Raw genomic sequence first — 18,913 nt, 5'->3', positions numbered from 1 at the left:
ATCGTACATCTCGAATTTAATTAAAGGGGCCCTAAGACATGTTTCGTATCATGCTACTTTTTATCATCATTGTTCCGGCACTTGAAATAGGTTTGTTGCTCCTATCAGGGCGGACGTTAGGCTTGATTCCCACTATATTATTAATAATAGGAACAGGAGTACTTGGAGCCTGGCTCGCAAGAAAAGAAGGCTCTGAAGCAATACAAAAGGTAAACCGTCAAATGCAAACTGGTCAGATGCCTGGTGATGCGATTCTTGATGGCTTGTGTATATTAGTCGGTGGGGTCGTGTTGTTAACGCCAGGCTTTATTACGGATGCGATCGGTTTCTTACTTTTAGTACCTGCAACTAGAAAGCCTTTCAAGCGCTGGCTGCGAAAGTTTCTAGAGAAACGAATGAATAATGGTCAATTCGTTTTCATCAGAAGATAAAAACAAAAAAGCTGTCGGAACTCATCTCGACAGCGTGAAGCTGAAGGCGTATTCCCTTCAGCTTTTTCTTTTGTTTTCTCCTATTATAAAATGCCATACATCTTTAAATACATTAGCATGATACAACGTCTTAAGTACAACTAGAAATACAGGACCAATGATTAAGCCGATAAAACCAAAAATTTGAAACCCAACAAACAATGCGATTAACGTTGCGAGTGGATCAAGACCAATGTTAGAAGATAATACTTTTGGTTCGACTAGTTGTCGTTGAATGACAACGACTCCATAAAGGATGGCTAGTCCAATCGTTAAACCGTAATTACCAGTAAGGAATGAATAGATCATCCATGGAACGAATACTGCTCCAGTACCGAGGTACGGGAGAAGGTCAACAAGTCCTATGATGATCGAGATAGTTACTGCATACTCTACCCGGAGAATGAGCAAACCTATGAGAACGATAGCAGCCGTCATCGATATCAATGTAAGTTGTGCTTTAATGAATCCAAAGAGCGCTTTTCTGAGATCTTTATAAACGGACCCAATACTTGTTTGGATGTCACCCGGTGTTTTTTTCTTTACCCAACTAATAAATTTATACCAGTCTTTGCTGATGAAGAAAGTAGCTAGCAAAGAAAAGATCAACACTGTAATGATCGTTGGTAAGCTGATGATGATGGAACGAATCCCTTCGACGAGTGCTTGAAGGATATCTGTAACAGCCGTCGTTACAGTGGTACCGATCGATTGTATGTTATCCATGATCGTTGTTTGCTGATCTTTATTCAAGTCTTTGAATAGGTCTTCAAGCTGGTTATACAAAGGCAAAACGTGTGAAACAAATAGTTCTTCAATAAACGTAACGATTTCTCTAAAGTTCTCGGGAAGAACGTCAGCTAAGTAAACGACTCCTTGCACGATTTCGTTCACAAGCAGGGTTAAAAAAGCTGCGAGAACGCCGATTAAAAAAACGATCGATAGTGCAACTGAAGCTGGTCTTGGCATCTTTACTTTACGTTCTAGTAGATCGACAAGTGGGTTGATCAAAAAGGCTAGGAGCAAGGCGATTACGAAGGGATAAGCAAAGTGCCATATATAATATAGTAAAAATAATCCTAACACAACAGCTGCTATAACGATTAAAAATCGGAGAATGCTGTGTATATAATGCCAGTTCAATAAAGCGCCCCCTCCTATAACATTCTACTTTAATAATACACTTGTTCGATTCATGCAATCAAATTCATTTTAGCTGAATTCGTGAAAAATTTTAAAATGTTTGTTATGCTTAAAGAAGCGTTCTGGTTATTCACTAGGAATCTTCCTTTTAAAGTACATCAAACCTGTCGTTTTGTGAGGAAAGAGTATGGGTGTGTTTTTTTGTCGAGGCTATAAACTGAACTACCGTTCAGACTAGGTTTCTTGCCTTTAGAACACGTATTCAATAGGCTTTTAAGAAAAAAAAGGAAGTCGCCAAATTTTGCATATTCATTCACAAATGTCAGATTTTTGTTTATAATGGAGACGGACGCACCTTCTTTGTACATAAGATTCCTTTTTTTTGGAGTGTTTGTAAAGCGTTATCAAAGCAGAATTTTTAGAAAAAAAGAATGTTAATATGGAAAAGGAGAGGGAAAGTATGACGACTACTCGCGGATTAGAAGGCGTTGTTGCAACGACGTCATCTATCAGTTCAATTGTAAACGATGTCTTAACATACAGAGGTTACAACATTGATGATCTTGCAGAAAATGCTAGTTTTGAAGAAGTAATCTATTTGTTATGGAATGATAAACTACCAAATAAGGAAGAATTGAAACAGTTTTCTTCTAAGCTTGCAGAAGAAGCGGCTATTCCAGAAGAAATCATCAATCAAATTAAATCTTATCCAAGTGATAAGGTGTCTCCTATGGCTGCGCTTCGTACAGCAGTTTCTACTCTTGCACTCTATGATGAAGAAGCAGATGATATGAGTGAAGAAGCGAACTATCGTAAAGCGATTCGTCTTCAGGCGAAATTACCTACAATCGTGACTAGCTTTTCACGTATTCGTGAAGGGAAAGAACCGATCAGTCCTAAGAAAGATTTGAGCTTTGCGGCTAATTTCCTTTACACGTTGAATGGCGAAATGCCAGAAGACGTAGCAGTGACTGCAATCAATAAAGCACTCGTGCTTCATGCCGATCATGAGTTGAATGCATCAACATTTACTGGCCGTGTATGTGTAGCCACACTTTCTGATATTTATTCAGGTGTGACTTCCGCGATCGGCGCTCTTAAAGGACCACTTCACGGTGGCGCTAATGAAAGAGTCATGAAGATGCTGACTGAAATCGGCAGCGAAGAGAACGTAGAGTCTTATCTTCATAACGCGTTTGAGAAAAAAGAGAAGATCATGGGCTTTGGTCACCGTGTGTACAAAACTGGAGATCCTCGTGCGAAACATCTTAAAGAGATGTCCCGTAAGCTTACTGAGTTGACTGGAGAGACAAAGTGGTATGAGATGTCTGCAAAGATGGAACAGATTGTGACATCCGAAAAAGGATTACCACCAAACGTAGACTTCTATTCTGCTTCTGTTTATCACAGTCTTGGTATCGACCATGACTTATTCACACCGCTATTCGCTGTAAGCCGAGTATCTGGTTGGATCGCTCATATCCTAGAGCAATATAGCAATAACCGCTTGATCCGTCCTCGTGCAGAGTACGTAGGCGCAACAAATCAAACATACGTTAATGTAAAAAACCGATAAGACCACTAAGGGAAGGAGCATTCCTTCCCTCTCAAAAAAATGTAGATTTCAATAGGAGGAATATCAAATGGCTAATGGAGAAAAAATTACCGTAAATAATGGGGTACTAAACGTTCCAAATCATGCAATTATTCCATATATTGAAGGCGATGGAACAGGTCCAGATATTTGGGCAGCAGCATCTCGCGTACTTGAAGCTGCGGTTGATAAGGCATACTCTGGTGAAAAGAGTATTACTTGGAAAGAAATTTATGCAGGTGCGAAGGCACATGATAAGACAGGAGAATGGCTTCCTGCTGAAACACTTGAAGCAATTCGTGAATACATAATTGCGATTAAGGGGCCTCTGACGACTCCAGTAGGCGGCGGGATCCGCTCTCTTAACGTTGCTCTTAGACAAGAGCTAGACTTATTTACTTGTCTTCGTCCAGTTCGTTATTTCAAGGGAGTTCCTTCCCCTGTAAAACGACCTGAAGACACTGATATGGTTATCTTCCGTGAGAATACTGAAGATATCTACGCTGGCATCGAGTTCCAAAAAGGTTCTGACGAAGTTAAGAAAGTAATTTCTTTCCTACGTGAAGAAATGGGCGCTAAAAACATCCGTTTCCCAGAAACATCTGGTATCGGTATCAAGCCAGTTTCTGAAGAAGGGACGAAACGCCTTGTTAGAGCTGCGATTCAATATGCGCTTGATGAAGGACGTCGAAACGTAACGCTCGTTCACAAAGGAAACATCATGAAGTTTACTGAAGGAGCTTTCAAGAACTGGGGTTATGAAGTGGCTGAACAAGAATTTGGTGATAAAGTGTTCACGTGGGCTGAATACGACCAAATCGTAGAAGAAAAAGGCAGAGATGCAGCTAACGAAGCTCAATCAAAAGCTGAAGCAGAAGGCAAGTTGATCGTAAAAGACGCAATTGCGGACATCTTCCTTCAGCAGATCTTAACACGTCCTGCAGAATTTGATGTAGTGGCTACGATGAACTTGAACGGAGACTATGTATCTGACGCGCTTGCTGCTCAAGTTGGTGGGATAGGAATTGCTCCTGGAGCGAACATTAACTATGAGAGTGGTCATGCAATCTTTGAAGCAACTCACGGTACTGCACCGAAATATGCTGGTCTTGACAAAGTTAACCCTTCTTCAGTTCTTCTTTCTGGAGTATTGATGCTTGAGCACATCGGTTGGAACGAGGCTGCTAAACTTGTTTTAGATTCTATGGAAAAAACAATCGCAAGCAAGGTAGTAACGTATGACTTCGCTCGTTTAATGGAAGGTGCGACTGAAGTGAAGACTTCTGAATTTGGCGACGAACTAATCAAGAACATGAATTAATTAAACGTTAGAACTTATTTTCCTTTAAAGGGGTGGCGTCCGTATGACGATAAAACGCAAAAAAGTATCCGTTATAGGAGCAGGTTTTACAGGTGCTACGACAGCTTTCTTGCTAGCTCAGAAAGAGCTTTCTGATGTAGTGCTCGTAGATATTCCAAATCAGGAAGGTCCTACGAAAGGAAAAGCGCTTGATATGTTTGAAGCGAGTCCTGTTCAAGGGTTTGATTCCAAAATAACCGGGACGTCCAATTATGAAGATACAGCTGATTCTGACATCGTAGTGATTACAGCTGGGATTGCAAGGAAGCCAGGCATGAGTCGAGACGACCTTGTTAATACGAACGCTAAGATCATGAAGAGTGTGACACATGAAGTTGTAAAACACTCTCCAAATACTCTTATTGTTGTTCTAACAAACCCTGTTGATGCGATGACATACACCGTATTTAAAGAGTCAGGTTTACCTAAAAACCGCGTGATCGGTCAATCAGGTATTCTCGACACTGCTCGCTTCCGTTCTTTTATTGCAGAAGAGCTGAACATATCCGTAAAAGACATCACTGGTTTCGTATTAGGCGGCCATGGTGATGATATGGTGCCTTTAGTCCGTTACTCATTTGCTGGTGGAATTCCGTTGAGTAACCTCATCTCGGAAGAACGACTCGAAGAAATTGTAGAGCGTACTCGTAAAGGTGGAGGAGAAATCGTAAGTCTGCTAGGTAACGGAAGTGCGTATTATGCTCCTGCTGCTTCCCTTGTTGAAATGGTAGAAGCCATACTAAAAGACCAACGTCGTGTTCTTCCGACAATTGCTTATCTTGAAGGCGAATATGGTTATGATGGTTTGTATCTAGGTGTTCCAACAATCATCGGTGGAAGTGGAATTGAGGAAATAATTGAGCTAGAGCTTACGGATGAAGAAAAGCAGCAATTAGATAAATCTGCAGACTCTGTTCGTAAAGTAATGACTGTACTAAATTAAAAAGATGATCCGGTTCAAGCCGGATCTCTTTTACTAAAATAAAGAAAGCGCTTTCTTAAAAAGGGGGATGGATGATGCTTTTAGGAAAAAAACGAAAAATCGGTAGAATGATTGAAGAAATTTCAGTTGGTGAAAAATTAGAAGTTACGGAAAAGATAGATGATCGTGAACTGTTATTGTATCTTGGAATTTCCAATGACAATAACCCTCTTTTCATACAGCATGATTACGCATCTTTAACACCGTTCAAAAAGCCGATCGTGCCACAGATCATGCTTCTGGCTATCGTTTCAGGTGCTATCTCAAAGTATCTGCCTGGACCTGGTAGTAGTATAAAGAAACAAGAAGTTACATTTGATAATCCAGTCTATCATTATGAAGCTCTTCATTTTGGTTTTGAAGTAATCGATGTGAACCAAGATGATCATGTTATTACTGTTAAAGTTGAAGGGAAGAATGAAGAAGGAAAGCTCGTTCTAAACGGAGAATTCGTTGTTTGCCCACCGTACCCTACAAAGTCTTTAACAAAGACAACAGCATTTGAGAATTTCTAAGAGCCACTAAGGCTCTTTTTTTATTTTAACGAGAATCGATAGAATCTCACGAGTTTATTTGGTCTTAGAATCCCCTATGTAAGCGCTCCTCGACAAGTATCCCTTTTTCAATTGCATAAAGAATAGTATTATGTAGGTATTCAGGAAAAAATAAATATGCCTGATGATCGGCTCTAACATAGATGAAACGGGGAAAACGCTTAGGGGGTAATCCAATGGCTCAGAAGATACTTGTAGTAGAAGATGAAATGTCGATCATGACATTGCTTCAATTTAATCTTGAACAAGCAGGATATGAAGTAGTAACAGCAGAAGATGGGGCTGAAGCTCTTCAAAAGATTGAGGTAGAAAAGCCAAACTGTATCATACTCGACTTGATGCTTCCAGAGATGGACGGTCTAGAGGTGTGCAAAGAGATGAGAAGCAGACATATTTACACACCGGTTCTCATGCTGACTGCTAAGGATGATGAATTCGATAAAGTGTTGGGTCTTGAGCTAGGTGCAGACGATTATATGACGAAGCCGTTTAGTCCTCGAGAAGTAGTGGCACGTGTAAAGGCGATTCTAAGAAGGATCAAACAAATGGAAGGCATGAAAGGTGCACCAGAAGAAGCGGAAAGAATCCAGGTTGGCGAATTGGATGTTTATCCTAATAATTACGAAGCTTATTTTAAAGGGGAATTGATGGAAGTAACTCCGAAAGAGTTTGAGCTTCTAGTTTATCTAGTGCGACACAAAGGACGAGTACTTACACGAGAACAACTATTGAGTGCAGTCTGGAATTATGACTTTGTAGGAGATACTCGAATTGTTGATGTTCATGTAAGTCATTTAAGAGAGAAGATCGAAGAAAATACCCGCAAACCGGAATATATTAAAACTATACGAGGGCTTGGATATAAGTTAGAAGGACCGTCGTCCTGATGAGACGGTTCCGATCTCGATTTTTAAACGGGCAATTTATTGTTCTATTTTTCTTATTTATCATGATGGTCGTAATCATCGGCAATATTTTTGAAGGAATTTTGTTTGCTGATGCTTCAGGTGAAGAACTTAAGAATATGTGGTTCATTCTTAGCATTTCTTTTGCCGTAGCGTATTTCCTTTTTGTTTATATTAGTATCAGCATTTCGAGTAGATTAACAAAGCCGCTCGAAGGTGCGCTTAAAGTTGCGAATGAACTTGCTTCAGGAAATTTTAAAGCGCGAACGTATGAATATAAATTAGACGAAACTGGACAGTTTAGCCACTCATTGAACATCCTTGCAAGAAACATGGAAAACATGACGAATTCCTATGAAATTCAGCAAAATCGGCTGATGACACTGATTGAAAATATGAATAGTGGTTTGATATTGATCGATGTGAAAGGGAATATCAATCTGGTGAATCGATTTTATAAAGATACGTTCGGTATCAATACCAGTGATTACATAGATGAACTGTATTATGAAGCCATTCCATATACAAAAATCGTTCAACTTGTAGAAGAAACATTATTGGTAGAAGGAACAGTTCGGAAACAATTAGAGCTCCCAGTTGGATTAGAGTACCGTCACTTTGATGTTTCCGGTGCCCCTATCCTTTCTCAGGATGATCAGATGAAAGGCGTAGTACTGGTCTTTCATGATATTACCGATTTAAAAAAACTCGAGCAAATGAGAAAAGACTTTGTCGCGAATGTATCTCATGAATTGAAGACACCTGTTACCTCTCTAAAAGGGTTTGCTGAAACACTATTGGATGGTGCTATGGAAAATAAGGAATTTCGTACGAGGTTTCTTACAATCATTCATGACGAAAGTGAACGGCTTCAAACGTTGATACAAGATTTGCTCGATTTATCCAAAATGGAACAGGCTCATTTCGCTTTAAATTGGCAGGATGCGAACCTCAAAGAAATTGTTGACGACTGCGTTCTAATGACAAAGAATAAAGCTGATAAAAAGGCAATTGAAGTTACGACTGCATATGAAGGGGAAACCAAAATTAAAGGGGACGTTCATCGACTGAAGCAAGTTTTCCTAAATCTAATCTCGAATAGCATTACGTACACACCTGAAAATGGAAGAATTATGATCAATGTAAAAGAGCAAACTGATTCGGTTGAATTTACAATCTCTGATACTGGAATAGGGATTAAGAAAGAAGAGCTGCCGAGAATATTTGAACGTTTCTATCGTGTCGATAAAGCTAGGAGCCGAAACTTAGGTGGAACTGGACTTGGTCTAGCGATTGTAAAACATCTTGTTGAAGCTCATAATGGGAAAATTTCTGTCGAGAGTGAACTGGGTGAAGGATCTACTTTTACGATAACTTTACTAAAAAAACGAATTTATTAAGATTTACGGAATTTTTACACTTCGTTTATATGCCCTTAAAATTATATCTGTAAAGTGATACTTGACCCCTTCATCATGACTAGAGCATGATTTAAGACGAGTTTTTACTCGTCTTCTTTTTTTTTGAAATTTTCATTCAATACAATAAACGACACCTGTTTTTTCATTCTACATGCCACCGTGGTAAAATGGATAAGACAGGTGTTTTTGTGATGGATACTTAAATTCAAATGATATAGGAGGTTTATCTTTGAAGAATAAACTTGTATTGATAGATGGAAATAGTATCGCTTATAGAGCGTTTTTCGCACTGCCCTTATTAAACAACGATAAAGGTGTTTATACGAATGCGGTCTATGGCTTTACAACGATGCTTTTGAAAATTATAGAAAACGAAGCACCAACTCATATGCTAGTGGCATTTGATGCTGGAAAAACAACATTTAGACATAAGACGTATACAGAATATAAAGGCGGAAGGCAAAAAACGCCATCAGAATTAAGTGAGCAATTTCCTGTTATTCGAGAGATGCTAGACGCATTTAATATCAAGCGGTTTGAAATTGAGAATTATGAAGCAGATGATATTATTGGCACAGTTGCTGACATGGCGAGTAAAGAAAACTGGGATGTGAAAATTTATTCTGGTGATAAGGACCTCCTTCAGCTCGTATCGAATAATGTTCATGTAGCGTTAACTCGAAAAGGCATAACGGATATCGATACATACGATCCTCAATTTTTGGATGAAAAATATGGAATAAAGCCTGAACAAATCATCGATATGAAGGCATTAATGGGAGACAACTCTGATAATATTCCTGGCGTTCCTGGTGTTGGAGAAAAAACAGCGCTAAAGCTCTTAAAGCAATTTGAAACACTTGAAGGCGTATATGATTCTATCGATAGCGTTTCCGGAAAGAAGTTAAAAGAAAAGTTAGAGGATAATAAAGATAAGGCGATGATGAGTAAAGAGCTCGTCACCATCTTTAAGGAAACGCCTCTCACGATTGAGATTAACGATATGGTATATGAAGGTTTCAAAACAGAAGAGGTGAGTACCCTCTTTCATGATTTGGGTTTTAAAACGCTTCTCGAACGCATCGGAGGAGAGAGTGAAGTAGAAGAGGAAATGGATGACCTTAAGGTTGAGTTCTTGGATGAAGTAAATGATGATCATCTCTTAAACCCATCTGCTTTAATTGTTGAAGTAATGGAAGAGAATTATCATAATGCTGAGATACAAGGATTTTCTCTTGTAAATAAAAAGGGGAATTTCTATATTCCTAGTGACGTTGCGCTTAAGTCTGAACGATTTCAGTCTTATCTTCAAGATGAAACAAAGAAGAAGTGGGTGTTTGATGCCAAGAGAGCTGTCGTCGCACTTGGTTGGAAAGGAATACACCTAAAAGGGATAACATTTGATTTGGTTATCGCTTCTTACCTTCTAAATCCATCTGAATCGACGCATGATCTTTCAGCCATATCAAAGCGGGAAGGCTTCTCTGTGGTTTCTTCTGATGAAGCGATCTATGGGAAAGGTGCGAAGCGTGCAGTGCCAGATGAACAAGAGCTTGCAGACCATTTGGTGAGAAAAGGATATGCAGTCTATCAGCTTAAAGAAACACTTGAGGAGCAGTTAGATAAAAATAACCAGATCGATCTTTTTCATAATCTTGAAATGCCTCTTACGTTGGTATTAGGAGAGATGGAAACCCAGGGCGTCAGCGTAGATGTTGAACGCTTAGAAAAAATGGGCAAGGAACTTAATAACAAGTTGAAAGAAATTGAAGGACGTATTTTTGAGCTTGCTGGTACTGAATTTAATATTAACTCACCAAAACAACTTGGAGAGGTATTGTTTGAGAAGTTAGAGTTACCGGTGATCAAGAAGACAAAGACAGGATACTCTACCTCTGCGGATATTCTAGAAAAATTAGAAAGTAAGCATGAGATTATCCCGGAAATATTATTATACAGGCAATTAGGAAAGCTAAACTCCACTTATATAGAGGGATTGCTTAAAGTTACATTTAGAGAGACTGGAAAAATCCATACCCGTTTTAATCAGGCTCTTACCCAAACAGGAAGACTCAGTTCTACAGACCCTAACCTACAGAACATCCCGATTCGTTTGGAAGAAGGCAGAAAGATCAGGCAGGCATTTATTCCAACGACGAAAAGTTGGGTGATGTTTGCTGCGGATTATTCCCAAATTGAGCTTAGGGTTCTTGCACACATCGCAGAGGACGAAAATCTAATCGAAGCTTTCCAAAAGGGAGAAGATATCCATACGAAAACCGCAATGAATGTCTTTGGCGTAACGAAGGTAGATGTTACATCAGAAATGAGAAGGCATGCAAAAGCAGTAAACTTCGGTATCGTGTATGGAATTAGCGATTACGGACTTTCACAAAGCTTAGGAATTACAAGGAAAGAAGCGTCTGAATTTATTGAGAAGTATCTCGAAAGCTTCCCGGGTGTAAAGCGTTATATGGATGATGTCGTCACACAAGCAAAAGAGGACGGTTTTGTTTCAACGCTTATGAATAGAAGACGGTACTTACCAGAAATTAATTCGCGGAACTTTAACCAGAGAAGTTTTGCAGAAAGAACGGCTATGAATACACCGATACAGGGGTCTGCCGCAGATATTATCAAAAAAGCAATGGTAGAGATGGATAAACGATTGAAGGATGAAAAACTCGATACAAGAATGTTGCTCCAGGTACACGATGAATTAATATTCGAGGCACCTGAAGAAGAGATCGAGACATTAAAACGCATTGTACCTGAGGTGATGGAAACTGCTATTGAATTGGTCGTTCCTTTGAAGGTTGATTATGAGTATGGCTCCACCTGGTATGATGCTAAGTAATTCGCATCAAAGGAGAGAGAATTATGCCGGAGTTACCGGAAGTAGAAACGGTTAAACAAACACTACAGGATCTCATTGTAGGGAAGAAAATAAAAGACGTTGTAATCAAGTGGCCAAAGATTATTAAAGCACCAGATGATATAGAAGAGTTTAAGATGAAGGTTATTGGCCAAACGTTTACAGGGGTTCAGAGAAGAGGGAAGTTTTTAAAGCTCATATTATCGGACGATGTGATCGTTTCCCACCTTCGAATGGAGGGGAAGTATAGGGTGTCAAGAAGTGATGAAGAATTTGATCATCATACCCATGTGTTCTTCACATTCGAGGATGGAACGGAGCTTCGTTATCACGATGTGCGCAAATTTGGTACGATGCATCTTTTTCCTTTAAATACAGAAGAAGATGTATTGCCTCTTTCACAGTTAGGACTCGAACCTTTTTCTGAGCAATTTACACCTGAAGTGTTACGAAGTGGATTTAAAAAAACACGACGTCATGTGAAAACGGTATTGCTCGATCAAACAATCGTAGTGGGTCTAGGGAATATTTATGTAGATGAAGCGCTATTTAAAGCTGGCATACATCCTGAGCGAGTGGCATCTTCTCTAACCTTTGAAGAGTTGGTCAAACTACACGGAGAAATTGTTTCTACACTTAAAGATGCTGTTGAAAAAGGTGGAAGCACGATAAGATCTTATGTGAATAGTCAAGGCAAGGTTGGTACGTATCAAGAAAGCCTCTTTGTATACGGAAGAGTAGGATTATCATGTAAGAAATGTGATGGTTTACTAGAGAAGAAAGTTGTTGGTGGGAGAGGGACGACCTATTGTCCTCGCTGTCAAGAGAAAAGGTGATTCGTAGCGTTGGAAGGGCTCTGTTCATATACTATCAAAGATTTTAGTATGGAAGGAGCTCGCCAATGCACTGGGTTTCACTGTTTTTTCTCGCATTTGCTGTAAGTGTCGATGGATTTGGAGCTGGCTTAACATACGGATTGCGTAAGATGAAGATTCCGTTTAAATCAATTATTATTTTGACGATTTGTTCAGCGGTATCAATGCTTGTTGCGATGGGCTTGGGCTCAATCCTTCAATTATGGATATCCGATACACTCGCTCAGAGAATTGGAGGAGGCATTCTAATTGCTCTTGGCGGATGGGTTTTGTATCAAATGTTTCGAGGAGGGTCCGATGCCGAGAAATCCGTAACGGAACGGACGTTACTTCACTTTGAGATAAGGTCTTTAGGTGTTGTCATCAGCATATTACGAAAGCCGACAACCGCTGATTTTGACGATTCTGGAACGATAACAGGGATCGAGGCGGTCATGTTAGGTGCTGCTCTTTCGCTTGATGCGTTTGGTGCAGGTATTGGTGCATCCATGATTGGATATGCCCCTCTTCAAACGGCTTTGTTGATCGCATGTATGAGCTCCCTATTTGTTTTCTTAGGGTTGAAATGTGGAAATCTCGCCTCAGGGATCAAATGGGTAGATAAACTTTCTTATCTTCCGGGCTGCTTGCTGATCATTATAGGATTTATGAAGATGTAAAAGGAGGGAATGTATGAAGATAGGACTTACCGGTGGAATTGCAAGTGGAAAGAGCACAGTTGCAGAAATGCTTAGAACCCTATCCATACCAGTAATTGATGCAGATGTCATAGCTAGAGAAGTTGTTGAGCCCGGTGAGCCAGCATTAGAAGAGATCGTTCGGGTCTTTGGTGAAGAGGTAAGAACGGATGATGGGTACCTTGATCGAAAAAGGTTAGGTTCGGTTATTTTTAGCAATAACGAAAAACGTTCGCTTCTTAATGAGATCATGCATCCTGCTATTCGTAAGCGAATGTTAGCGGAAGCGAAAGCATATGAAGAAAGCGGCCATAAGCATGTTGTGTTGGATATCCCTCTTCTGTTTGAAAGTAAGCTTTCCTATCTTGTCGACCGGACGCTGGTCGTCTATGTAGATTCAAAAACACAGTTGGAGCGACTCATCGAACGTGACAAGAGCTCTAAAGAAGAAGCAGTACAGCGAATCCGGTCACAGATTCCGATCGAAGAAAAAAGGCAGTTAGCTGATAAAGTAATCGATAATACAGGAACGAGAGAGGCAACAGAGAAACAGCTAAGGAACATTCTGAAGGAATGGAAGATCGTTTGAGTCAAAACACGTCGAAATGACGTGTTTTTTGTTTTAAGTGAAATTTTAATTATAGCTAATTAGGTGTCATACACCCATATCTCCCCTTTTTGCATAAATGGTGTAAATAAATCTTTTAAAACGCATATTATATGTTATACTAATCCTGAGAAAAACAAAAAAGAGTATAACACATAAATGGTGGGAGGAACGCTGGATGAAATCAAGAGTAGCGATTAATGGTTTTGGACGAATTGGGCGTATGGTATTTAGAAAGGCGATTACAGAAGAGAGTTTAGATGTAATAGCAATTAACGCCAGTTATCCACCTGCAACATTAAGTCACCTTATTAAATATGACAGTATTCACGGTACGTTCGATGGAGAGGTTACCCCTGTTGAAAACGGGATTAAAATAAACGGTAAAGAAATCAAAGTCATTAGTGATCGTGATCCTAGTAATCTCCCATGGAAAGATTTAAATATAGATATCGTAATCGAGGCAACAGGTAAATTTAATTCTAGAGATGGTGCAGGCCTTCATTTGGATGCCGGTGCAAAGAAAGTTATTATCACAGCGCCAGGTAAAAATGAAGATCTGACAGTTGTTATGGGGATAAATGAAAGCGAATACAAACATGAAAAGCATCACGTTATTTCAAACGCTTCATGTACTACAAACTGTCTTGCTCCAGTAGTCAAAGTACTAGACAAATCATTCGGCATCGTGACAGGAATGATGACTACGGTTCATGCCTATACGAATGATCAGAAAAATATTGACAACCCTCATAAAGACTTAAGAAGAGCGAGAGCGTGTGGTCAATCCATCATTCCGACAACGACAGGTGCTGCAAAAGCAATTTCAAAAGTGTTGCCACATCTAGAAGGAAAACTTAATGGTATGTCACTTCGTGTACCAACACCGAATGTTTCGCTTGTGGATTTAGTGGTTGATCTTAAGAAAGACGTAACTGTCGAAGAAGTGAACGACGCATTAAAAGCTGCTTCAGAAGGACCTCTTCGTGGAATTCTAGGCTACTCCGATGAGCCGCTTGTTTCCATCGATTACAATGGTGATTCTAATTCATCGATCGTTGATGGGTTATCCACGATGGTTGTAGAAAAGAACAAAGTAAAAGTACTTGCATGGTATGACAATGAATGGGGCTACTCATGTCGAGTAGTGGATATGGCAAAGTATGTTGGCGAGAAAATTCCCAGCAAATCCGAAGTAAGCGTTTAAGAAAGAAGCAGGGGCTAGACACCCTGCTTCTTTTTATTTTGTATCGGTAATGCTATTAAAGAGAGGCGAATCGTATTCCTTTAATCCCGAAAAATTTTGTAGTTGCAAATCTATTTTAAAAGCATTATACTATTTTTCGTGAACTTCTTTTATAGCAATTTGGCGTTGAAAACTACTTAAAGGGTTAGGACCTCATCGGACTAACTTTCCCCCGTGGTGGATTTTCAATACCGCATGCTAACCGCATGAGTAAAAATTAAAGGGGGATATTTAAATGGAAACAATTGGACGACACGTTATTGCTGAGTTATGGGGCTGTGACGTAGATAAGCTTAACGATATGAAACTAATCGAAGAAACGTTTGTAGAAGCGGCACTTAAGTCTGGAGCTGAAGTTAGAGAAGTTGCATTTCACAAGTTTGCACCTCAAGGTGTGAGTGGAGTTGTCATTATTTCTGAATCACATTTGACGATTCACAGTTTTCCTGAGCACGGTTATGCAAGTATCGATGTGTATACCTGTGGCGATCTTGATCCAAATGTTGCTGCGAACCATATTGCAGATGCGCTTGGTGCTGATACGAGAGAAAACATTGAATTACCTCGTGGAATGGGCCCAGTTAAACCTAGACTTAGAGAACAGGAATCAGCGTTTACTTCATAAACTATACGAAAAAATCTAGGAGTGCGAATGCACTCCTTTTTCTTATGCACACATTGCTTAGTGAATTGATTTCTTTACCGTTTCTTGCTATTCTAAAAAAAAATAAAGGAGGAACACGGTGGGGATAAAAGATTTTTTTACGAATAGAGCAGAAACAGGGGAAAATCACCCGAATGAAGCATTAAAAACACATTACTTTAAAACAACGAAGGAACAAGGTTATAAAGCAGCTAAGGAAGTACTTCTGAAACACTTTAAAGGAGAAATCGTAACAGATTCTCTCGATCGAGGAGAATTTGTGTTCCAAATAAATGGTGGAAAGAAAGCTCTTATCGTTGTAACTGTCGTGTCCGTAAGACCTTACAGAACGGCAATAGATTTCTCTGTATCGACAGAGACGCCATTGCCTGTTGATTTCGGCTATAGTAAACGCGTTATCGAGACAGCGTATCAAGCTCTACAAAAGCAACTCACATTTTTAGGAACAGGATATTCCGATTCTTAATAGGATTAGTGCACTTCTTTAATTTATGCTAAAATAAGATATAGAAATCTTGTGCGTTTGGTGGAGATGATCTGATGCGTTGTCCCAACTGTAATATAAATGGAACACGAGTACTGGATTCAAGACCTGTTCACGATGGCAGGTCTATTCGGAGACGCCGTGAATGTGAATCCTGTACATACCGTTTTACAACGTTCGAAACGGTAGAAGAAATTCCGCTTATCGTTGTGAAAAAAGAAGGAACAAGAGAGGAATTTAGCAGAGATAAAATTCTTCGAGGATTAATAAAAGCGTGTGAAAAAAGACCTGTTCCTCTAGAAACTCTTGAAAAAGTTGTAAATGAAATTGAACGTGACTTACGTAATCAGGGAGCTTCTGAGATTAGCAGTGATGTTATCGGTGAGCTTGTGATGGATCAACTTGCCAGAGTGGATGAAGTTGCCTATGTAAGGTTTGCTTCAGTTTATCGTCAATTCAAAGATATCAATGTTTTCATTAAAGAACTAAAAGAGTTGATAAACAGAGCGGAGTAAAGAAAGAGAGCTTAGATTAAGCTCTTTTTTTGTACGTTAAGACGACCTAATAAAGACTAAATTTAGTAGTGAAGTACAATAATAAGATAGAAGATAAAGGTGAAGCATATGCATTGGAAAGAACTACTACCTGTTGATACCCTTCAAGTGGAGGCTGCTGGCCTTCTTCATGAGTATGATAGAAAGATCCTAACTCTCTTATATCAGCCCTTAATCGGTGCAGAGGCATATAGTTTGTATATGACGTTGTGGAGTATGTATGAACATCAAGATCATGAATCAATGACACATCACAGCCTAAAGGTTATGCTGAGGTGGGATTTGAAGAAGGTTTTAGAAGAAAGAAAGAAATTAGAAGGAATCGGTCTATTGAATACGTATTTGAAAAAGGACCAAGATCCGAGACACTTTGCGTATGAATTACATCCACCTCTAACGCCAGAGCGCTTTTTCAATGATGGTGTTTTAAATATTTACTTATTTAATAGACTAGGCAGAAACCGATACAATGAACTGAAAAAACATTTCTCAAGTAAGTTGATCGATAGAGATAAATACGAGAACGTTACTGCTTCGTTCAATGATGTGTATGATTCCTTACATCCGTCCGAAATGGTTATGGCTGATGAAAATGATGAGCCACAAGTTCCAGCGGTTGGCAGAAGCGAAAACAAAGGGCTTGTGTTCAGTTCTCCCCGTTTTGATTTTGAAGTGATGAAGCAGCATATTTCTGATATGATTGTATCAAATCAAATGCTTAATAAGTCTGTTAAACAGACGATCGAGCGTTTAGCTTTCGTGTATAAAATCGAGCCATATGAAATGGCTCGAATTGTTGAACAAGCTGCTATTCATCATGATATGTTGACTGAAGATTTACTCCGTAAAGAGGTTAGCAGCTGGTTTGCATTAGAAAACAAAGGGAAAGTTCCTGCGCTTCAACTGAGAAAGCAGCCTGAGGAATTACAAGAATTTCATAAGAAAGAGCCATCAACCCAGGAAGAAAAAGCTGCCCAACGATACGAACAGATGACACCATATGACATCTTGCAAAGGGCTGCTGGAGGTGGTAAGCCTTCACAAGCAGATATGCGAATGGTTGAACGAATTATGGACGAGCAGAATTTAACTCCTGGTGTGATGAACGTACTGTTAGACTTTATTCTAGAAACGCAGGATAAGAAGCTATCGAAAAACTACGTAGAGAAGTTTGCAAGTCATTGGGCTAGAGCGAATGTGAAGACAGTGAGAGAAGCGATGGACTTGGCGATTAAAGAATTAGAACAACCATCACCTAAGAAAGCGAATAAAACTTCTAACCGTAACAAGACTTCAGCAAGGAAAGACAAAGTACCGGAATGGATTTCGAATCCAAAAGAACCGGAAATGTCTGAGGACGAACGCGCTGAAAAGCAAAAGCAGCTACAAAAGTTTCTAAGCAAATATAAAAAAGACTAATATAAGTAATGAGAGCGGGTGAAAATAGATGGAATCCATTCAAGAATCTTTTAATAAAATGCCTGCAAATAATAAATTTCAACAGAAATATAAGGAAATGAAAAAAGCAATTTTGTCTGATCCACATATTCGTGCATTTTGTGCAGAGAACGAAGAAGTCGATGAAAAAATGATCGACCGAAGTCTCGCCAGACTATACGAATACACAACGCAAACGAAGGGCTGTGAAGGGTGCGACGGACTATCTAATTGTGTGAACATGATGGACGGGTATGAACCTGAGCTATTTATCAATAGAACCGTGATCGATATTCGATACAACCGATGCCCTACTAGGATTCAAGAAGAAGATAATAAGAAACGCAATGAGATGGTAAAAAGCTATTACATTCCTAAAGAAATCCTGAACGCATCTTTTGCTGATATCGATGATGACGGGGGCAGAATCGAAGCGTTTCAAGCTGCTGATCAATACGTTGAAGATTTTGTCCCTGGTGAAACGTCTAAGGGACTGTACGTACATGGCGGCTTTGGGGTCGGGAAGACTTTTCTCCTCGGTGCGATTGCGAATCAGCTTGCAAAAGAAAAAGGGGTTCAATCTCAGTTCATCTACACACCTGACTTCTTTAGACAAATGAAGAGTGCGATTCAAGATCAGTCGATCGATGAAAAACTAAACTTCCTAAAAGAGACCCCTCTTCTTATTTTGGATGATATTGGGGCAGAGAATATCTCTACATGGGTTCGTGATGATATTTTAGGAACACTGCTTCAATACCGGATGACGGAGGGACTCCCTACACTTTATTCTTCAAACCTTGATTATGATTTGCTTGAAGAACATCTTGCTTATTCAAATAAAGCAGGGGTCGAGCTAACGAAAGCAAAACGGATTATGGAACGAATCAAACATTATACGACGCCCATCTTTCTTGAAGGGAAGAACAGGCGGAAATAAGGCACGATCTCTTCTTGCGTTGAAGCCATCCACTAGTTGTGGGTGGCTTTTTTATTGTTTCATTCATCTTTCCTGTAGTTCGGCCATATAGATGCTAATAAGAAGGTGGACAGGAGGGGGAAAAG

Annotated in this window: 18 protein-coding genes; 17 read left to right on the top strand and 1 reads right to left on the bottom strand. The window is 39.6% G+C overall.

Going from position 1 to position 18,913, the window contains the following annotated elements; all coding sequences use genetic code 11:
- Positions 1–38 precede the first annotated feature (38 nt).
- Positions 39–431, top strand: a complete 393-nt coding sequence (locus tag PFZ69_RS03095) for an FxsA family protein (RefSeq protein ID WP_270179558.1) — start codon at positions 39–41, stop codon at positions 429–431.
- A 57-nt stretch (positions 432–488) separates the two neighbouring features.
- On the opposite strand, the gene ytvI is transcribed toward PFZ69_RS03095, so the two are convergent.
- Positions 489–1,613 carry a sporulation integral membrane protein YtvI gene (gene ytvI / locus PFZ69_RS03090; protein WP_270179557.1) on the bottom strand — a complete coding sequence of 375 codons (1,125 nt, stop codon included), beginning with the start codon at positions 1,611–1,613 and terminating at the stop codon, positions 489–491.
- Between the two features lie 460 nt (positions 1,614–2,073).
- On the opposite strand from ytvI, the gene citZ reads away from it, so the two are divergent.
- The 16 genes from citZ (at position 2,074) to dnaI (ending at position 18,788) form a co-directional block, all read left to right on the top strand.
- The gene (citZ, locus tag PFZ69_RS03085; RefSeq protein WP_270179556.1) at positions 2,074–3,189 is read left to right on the top strand and encodes a citrate synthase; all 1,116 of its coding nucleotides are present in this window, start codon (positions 2,074–2,076) and stop codon (positions 3,187–3,189) included.
- Between the two features lie 67 nt (positions 3,190–3,256).
- Positions 3,257–4,528 carry an NADP-dependent isocitrate dehydrogenase gene (gene icd / locus PFZ69_RS03080; RefSeq protein ID WP_270179555.1) on the top strand — a complete coding sequence of 424 codons (1,272 nt, stop codon included), beginning with the start codon at positions 3,257–3,259 and terminating at the stop codon, positions 4,526–4,528.
- A 43-nt stretch (positions 4,529–4,571) separates the two neighbouring features.
- The gene (gene mdh, locus PFZ69_RS03075; RefSeq protein ID WP_270179554.1) at positions 4,572–5,510 is read left to right on the top strand and encodes a malate dehydrogenase; all 939 of its coding nucleotides are present in this window, start codon (positions 4,572–4,574) and stop codon (positions 5,508–5,510) included.
- A 74-nt stretch (positions 5,511–5,584) separates the two neighbouring features.
- Positions 5,585–6,064 carry a MaoC family dehydratase gene (locus PFZ69_RS03070; RefSeq protein ID WP_270179553.1) on the top strand — a complete coding sequence of 160 codons (480 nt, stop codon included), beginning with the start codon at positions 5,585–5,587 and terminating at the stop codon, positions 6,062–6,064.
- 215 nt (positions 6,065–6,279) lie between these two features.
- Positions 6,280–6,990 (top strand): response regulator transcription factor, encoded by a 711-nt coding sequence (locus PFZ69_RS03065; RefSeq protein ID WP_270179552.1) that lies wholly within the window; start codon positions 6,280–6,282, stop codon positions 6,988–6,990.
- Entirely contained in the window at positions 6,990–8,408 is a 1,419-nt protein-coding gene (gene pnpS, locus PFZ69_RS03060; protein ID WP_270179551.1) for a two-component system histidine kinase PnpS, read from the top strand. The genes PFZ69_RS03065 and pnpS overlap by 1 nt, the downstream gene beginning before the upstream one ends.
- 250 nt (positions 8,409–8,658) lie before the next feature.
- Positions 8,659–11,286 (top strand): DNA polymerase I, encoded by a 2,628-nt coding sequence (gene polA / locus PFZ69_RS03055; RefSeq protein WP_270179550.1) that lies wholly within the window; start codon positions 8,659–8,661, stop codon positions 11,284–11,286.
- 23 nt (positions 11,287–11,309) lie between these two features.
- The gene (gene mutM, locus PFZ69_RS03050; protein ID WP_270179549.1) at positions 11,310–12,140 is read left to right on the top strand and encodes a DNA-formamidopyrimidine glycosylase; all 831 of its coding nucleotides are present in this window, start codon (positions 11,310–11,312) and stop codon (positions 12,138–12,140) included.
- 65 nt (positions 12,141–12,205) lie between these two features.
- The gene (gene ytaF, locus PFZ69_RS03045; RefSeq protein WP_270179548.1) at positions 12,206–12,838 is read left to right on the top strand and encodes a sporulation membrane protein YtaF; all 633 of its coding nucleotides are present in this window, start codon (positions 12,206–12,208) and stop codon (positions 12,836–12,838) included.
- A 13-nt stretch (positions 12,839–12,851) separates the two neighbouring features.
- Complete coding sequence (gene coaE, locus PFZ69_RS03040) at positions 12,852–13,445, top strand: dephospho-CoA kinase (protein ID WP_270179547.1); 594 nt, start codon at positions 12,852–12,854, stop codon at positions 13,443–13,445.
- Between the two features lie 196 nt (positions 13,446–13,641).
- Positions 13,642–14,670 (top strand): glyceraldehyde-3-phosphate dehydrogenase, encoded by a 1,029-nt coding sequence (locus PFZ69_RS03035; RefSeq protein ID WP_270179546.1) that lies wholly within the window; start codon positions 13,642–13,644, stop codon positions 14,668–14,670.
- 274 nt (positions 14,671–14,944) lie between these two features.
- Positions 14,945–15,334, top strand: a complete 390-nt coding sequence (speD, locus tag PFZ69_RS03030) for an adenosylmethionine decarboxylase (protein WP_270179545.1) — start codon at positions 14,945–14,947, stop codon at positions 15,332–15,334.
- 118 nt (positions 15,335–15,452) lie between these two features.
- On the top strand, positions 15,453–15,839 hold the full coding sequence (locus PFZ69_RS03025) for a cytosolic protein (RefSeq protein ID WP_270179544.1): 387 nt from the start codon (positions 15,453–15,455) through the stop codon (positions 15,837–15,839).
- Positions 15,840–15,913: 74 nt separating this feature from the next.
- Positions 15,914–16,372: a transcriptional regulator NrdR gene (gene nrdR, locus PFZ69_RS03020; RefSeq protein WP_270179543.1), complete on the top strand. Its 459-nt coding sequence runs from the start codon at positions 15,914–15,916 to the stop codon at positions 16,370–16,372.
- Positions 16,373–16,480: 108 nt separating this feature from the next.
- Entirely contained in the window at positions 16,481–17,830 is a 1,350-nt protein-coding gene (locus tag PFZ69_RS03015; RefSeq protein ID WP_270179542.1) for a replication initiation and membrane attachment family protein, read from the top strand.
- A 28-nt stretch (positions 17,831–17,858) separates the two neighbouring features.
- Positions 17,859–18,788 (top strand): primosomal protein DnaI, encoded by a 930-nt coding sequence (dnaI, locus tag PFZ69_RS03010; RefSeq protein WP_270179541.1) that lies wholly within the window; start codon positions 17,859–17,861, stop codon positions 18,786–18,788.
- Positions 18,789–18,913: the final 125 nt, after the last annotated feature.

Origin of the sequence: Alkalihalobacillus sp. CinArs1, assembly GCF_947387515.1 — a bacterium.
Classification (GTDB): domain Bacteria; phylum Bacillota; class Bacilli; order Bacillales; family Guptibacillaceae; genus Guptibacillus.
This window is presented reverse-complemented; position numbering and strand designations above follow the sequence as displayed.

Excerpts from the sequence above, each read along its gene's own strand:
- PFZ69_RS03095 (WP_270179558.1), top strand. The coding sequence starts at position 39 with ATGTTTCGTATCATGCTACTTTTTATCATCATTGTTCCGGCACTTGAA.
- citZ (WP_270179556.1), top strand. The coding sequence starts at position 2,074 with ATGACGACTACTCGCGGATTAGAAGGCGTTGTTGCAACGACGTCATCT.
- icd (WP_270179555.1), top strand. The coding sequence starts at position 3,257 with ATGGCTAATGGAGAAAAAATTACCGTAAATAATGGGGTACTAAACGTT.
- mdh (WP_270179554.1), top strand. The coding sequence starts at position 4,572 with ATGACGATAAAACGCAAAAAAGTATCCGTTATAGGAGCAGGTTTTACA.
- PFZ69_RS03070 (WP_270179553.1), top strand. The coding sequence starts at position 5,585 with ATGCTTTTAGGAAAAAAACGAAAAATCGGTAGAATGATTGAAGAAATT.
- PFZ69_RS03065 (WP_270179552.1), top strand. The coding sequence starts at position 6,280 with ATGGCTCAGAAGATACTTGTAGTAGAAGATGAAATGTCGATCATGACA.
- pnpS (WP_270179551.1), top strand. The coding sequence starts at position 6,990 with ATGAGACGGTTCCGATCTCGATTTTTAAACGGGCAATTTATTGTTCTA.
- mutM (WP_270179549.1), top strand. The coding sequence starts at position 11,310 with ATGCCGGAGTTACCGGAAGTAGAAACGGTTAAACAAACACTACAGGAT.
- ytaF (WP_270179548.1), top strand. The coding sequence starts at position 12,206 with ATGCACTGGGTTTCACTGTTTTTTCTCGCATTTGCTGTAAGTGTCGAT.
- coaE (WP_270179547.1), top strand. The coding sequence starts at position 12,852 with ATGAAGATAGGACTTACCGGTGGAATTGCAAGTGGAAAGAGCACAGTT.
- PFZ69_RS03035 (WP_270179546.1), top strand. The coding sequence starts at position 13,642 with ATGAAATCAAGAGTAGCGATTAATGGTTTTGGACGAATTGGGCGTATG.
- speD (WP_270179545.1), top strand. The coding sequence starts at position 14,945 with ATGGAAACAATTGGACGACACGTTATTGCTGAGTTATGGGGCTGTGAC.
- nrdR (WP_270179543.1), top strand. The coding sequence starts at position 15,914 with ATGCGTTGTCCCAACTGTAATATAAATGGAACACGAGTACTGGATTCA.
- PFZ69_RS03015 (WP_270179542.1), top strand. The coding sequence starts at position 16,481 with ATGCATTGGAAAGAACTACTACCTGTTGATACCCTTCAAGTGGAGGCT.
- dnaI (WP_270179541.1), top strand. The coding sequence starts at position 17,859 with ATGGAATCCATTCAAGAATCTTTTAATAAAATGCCTGCAAATAATAAA.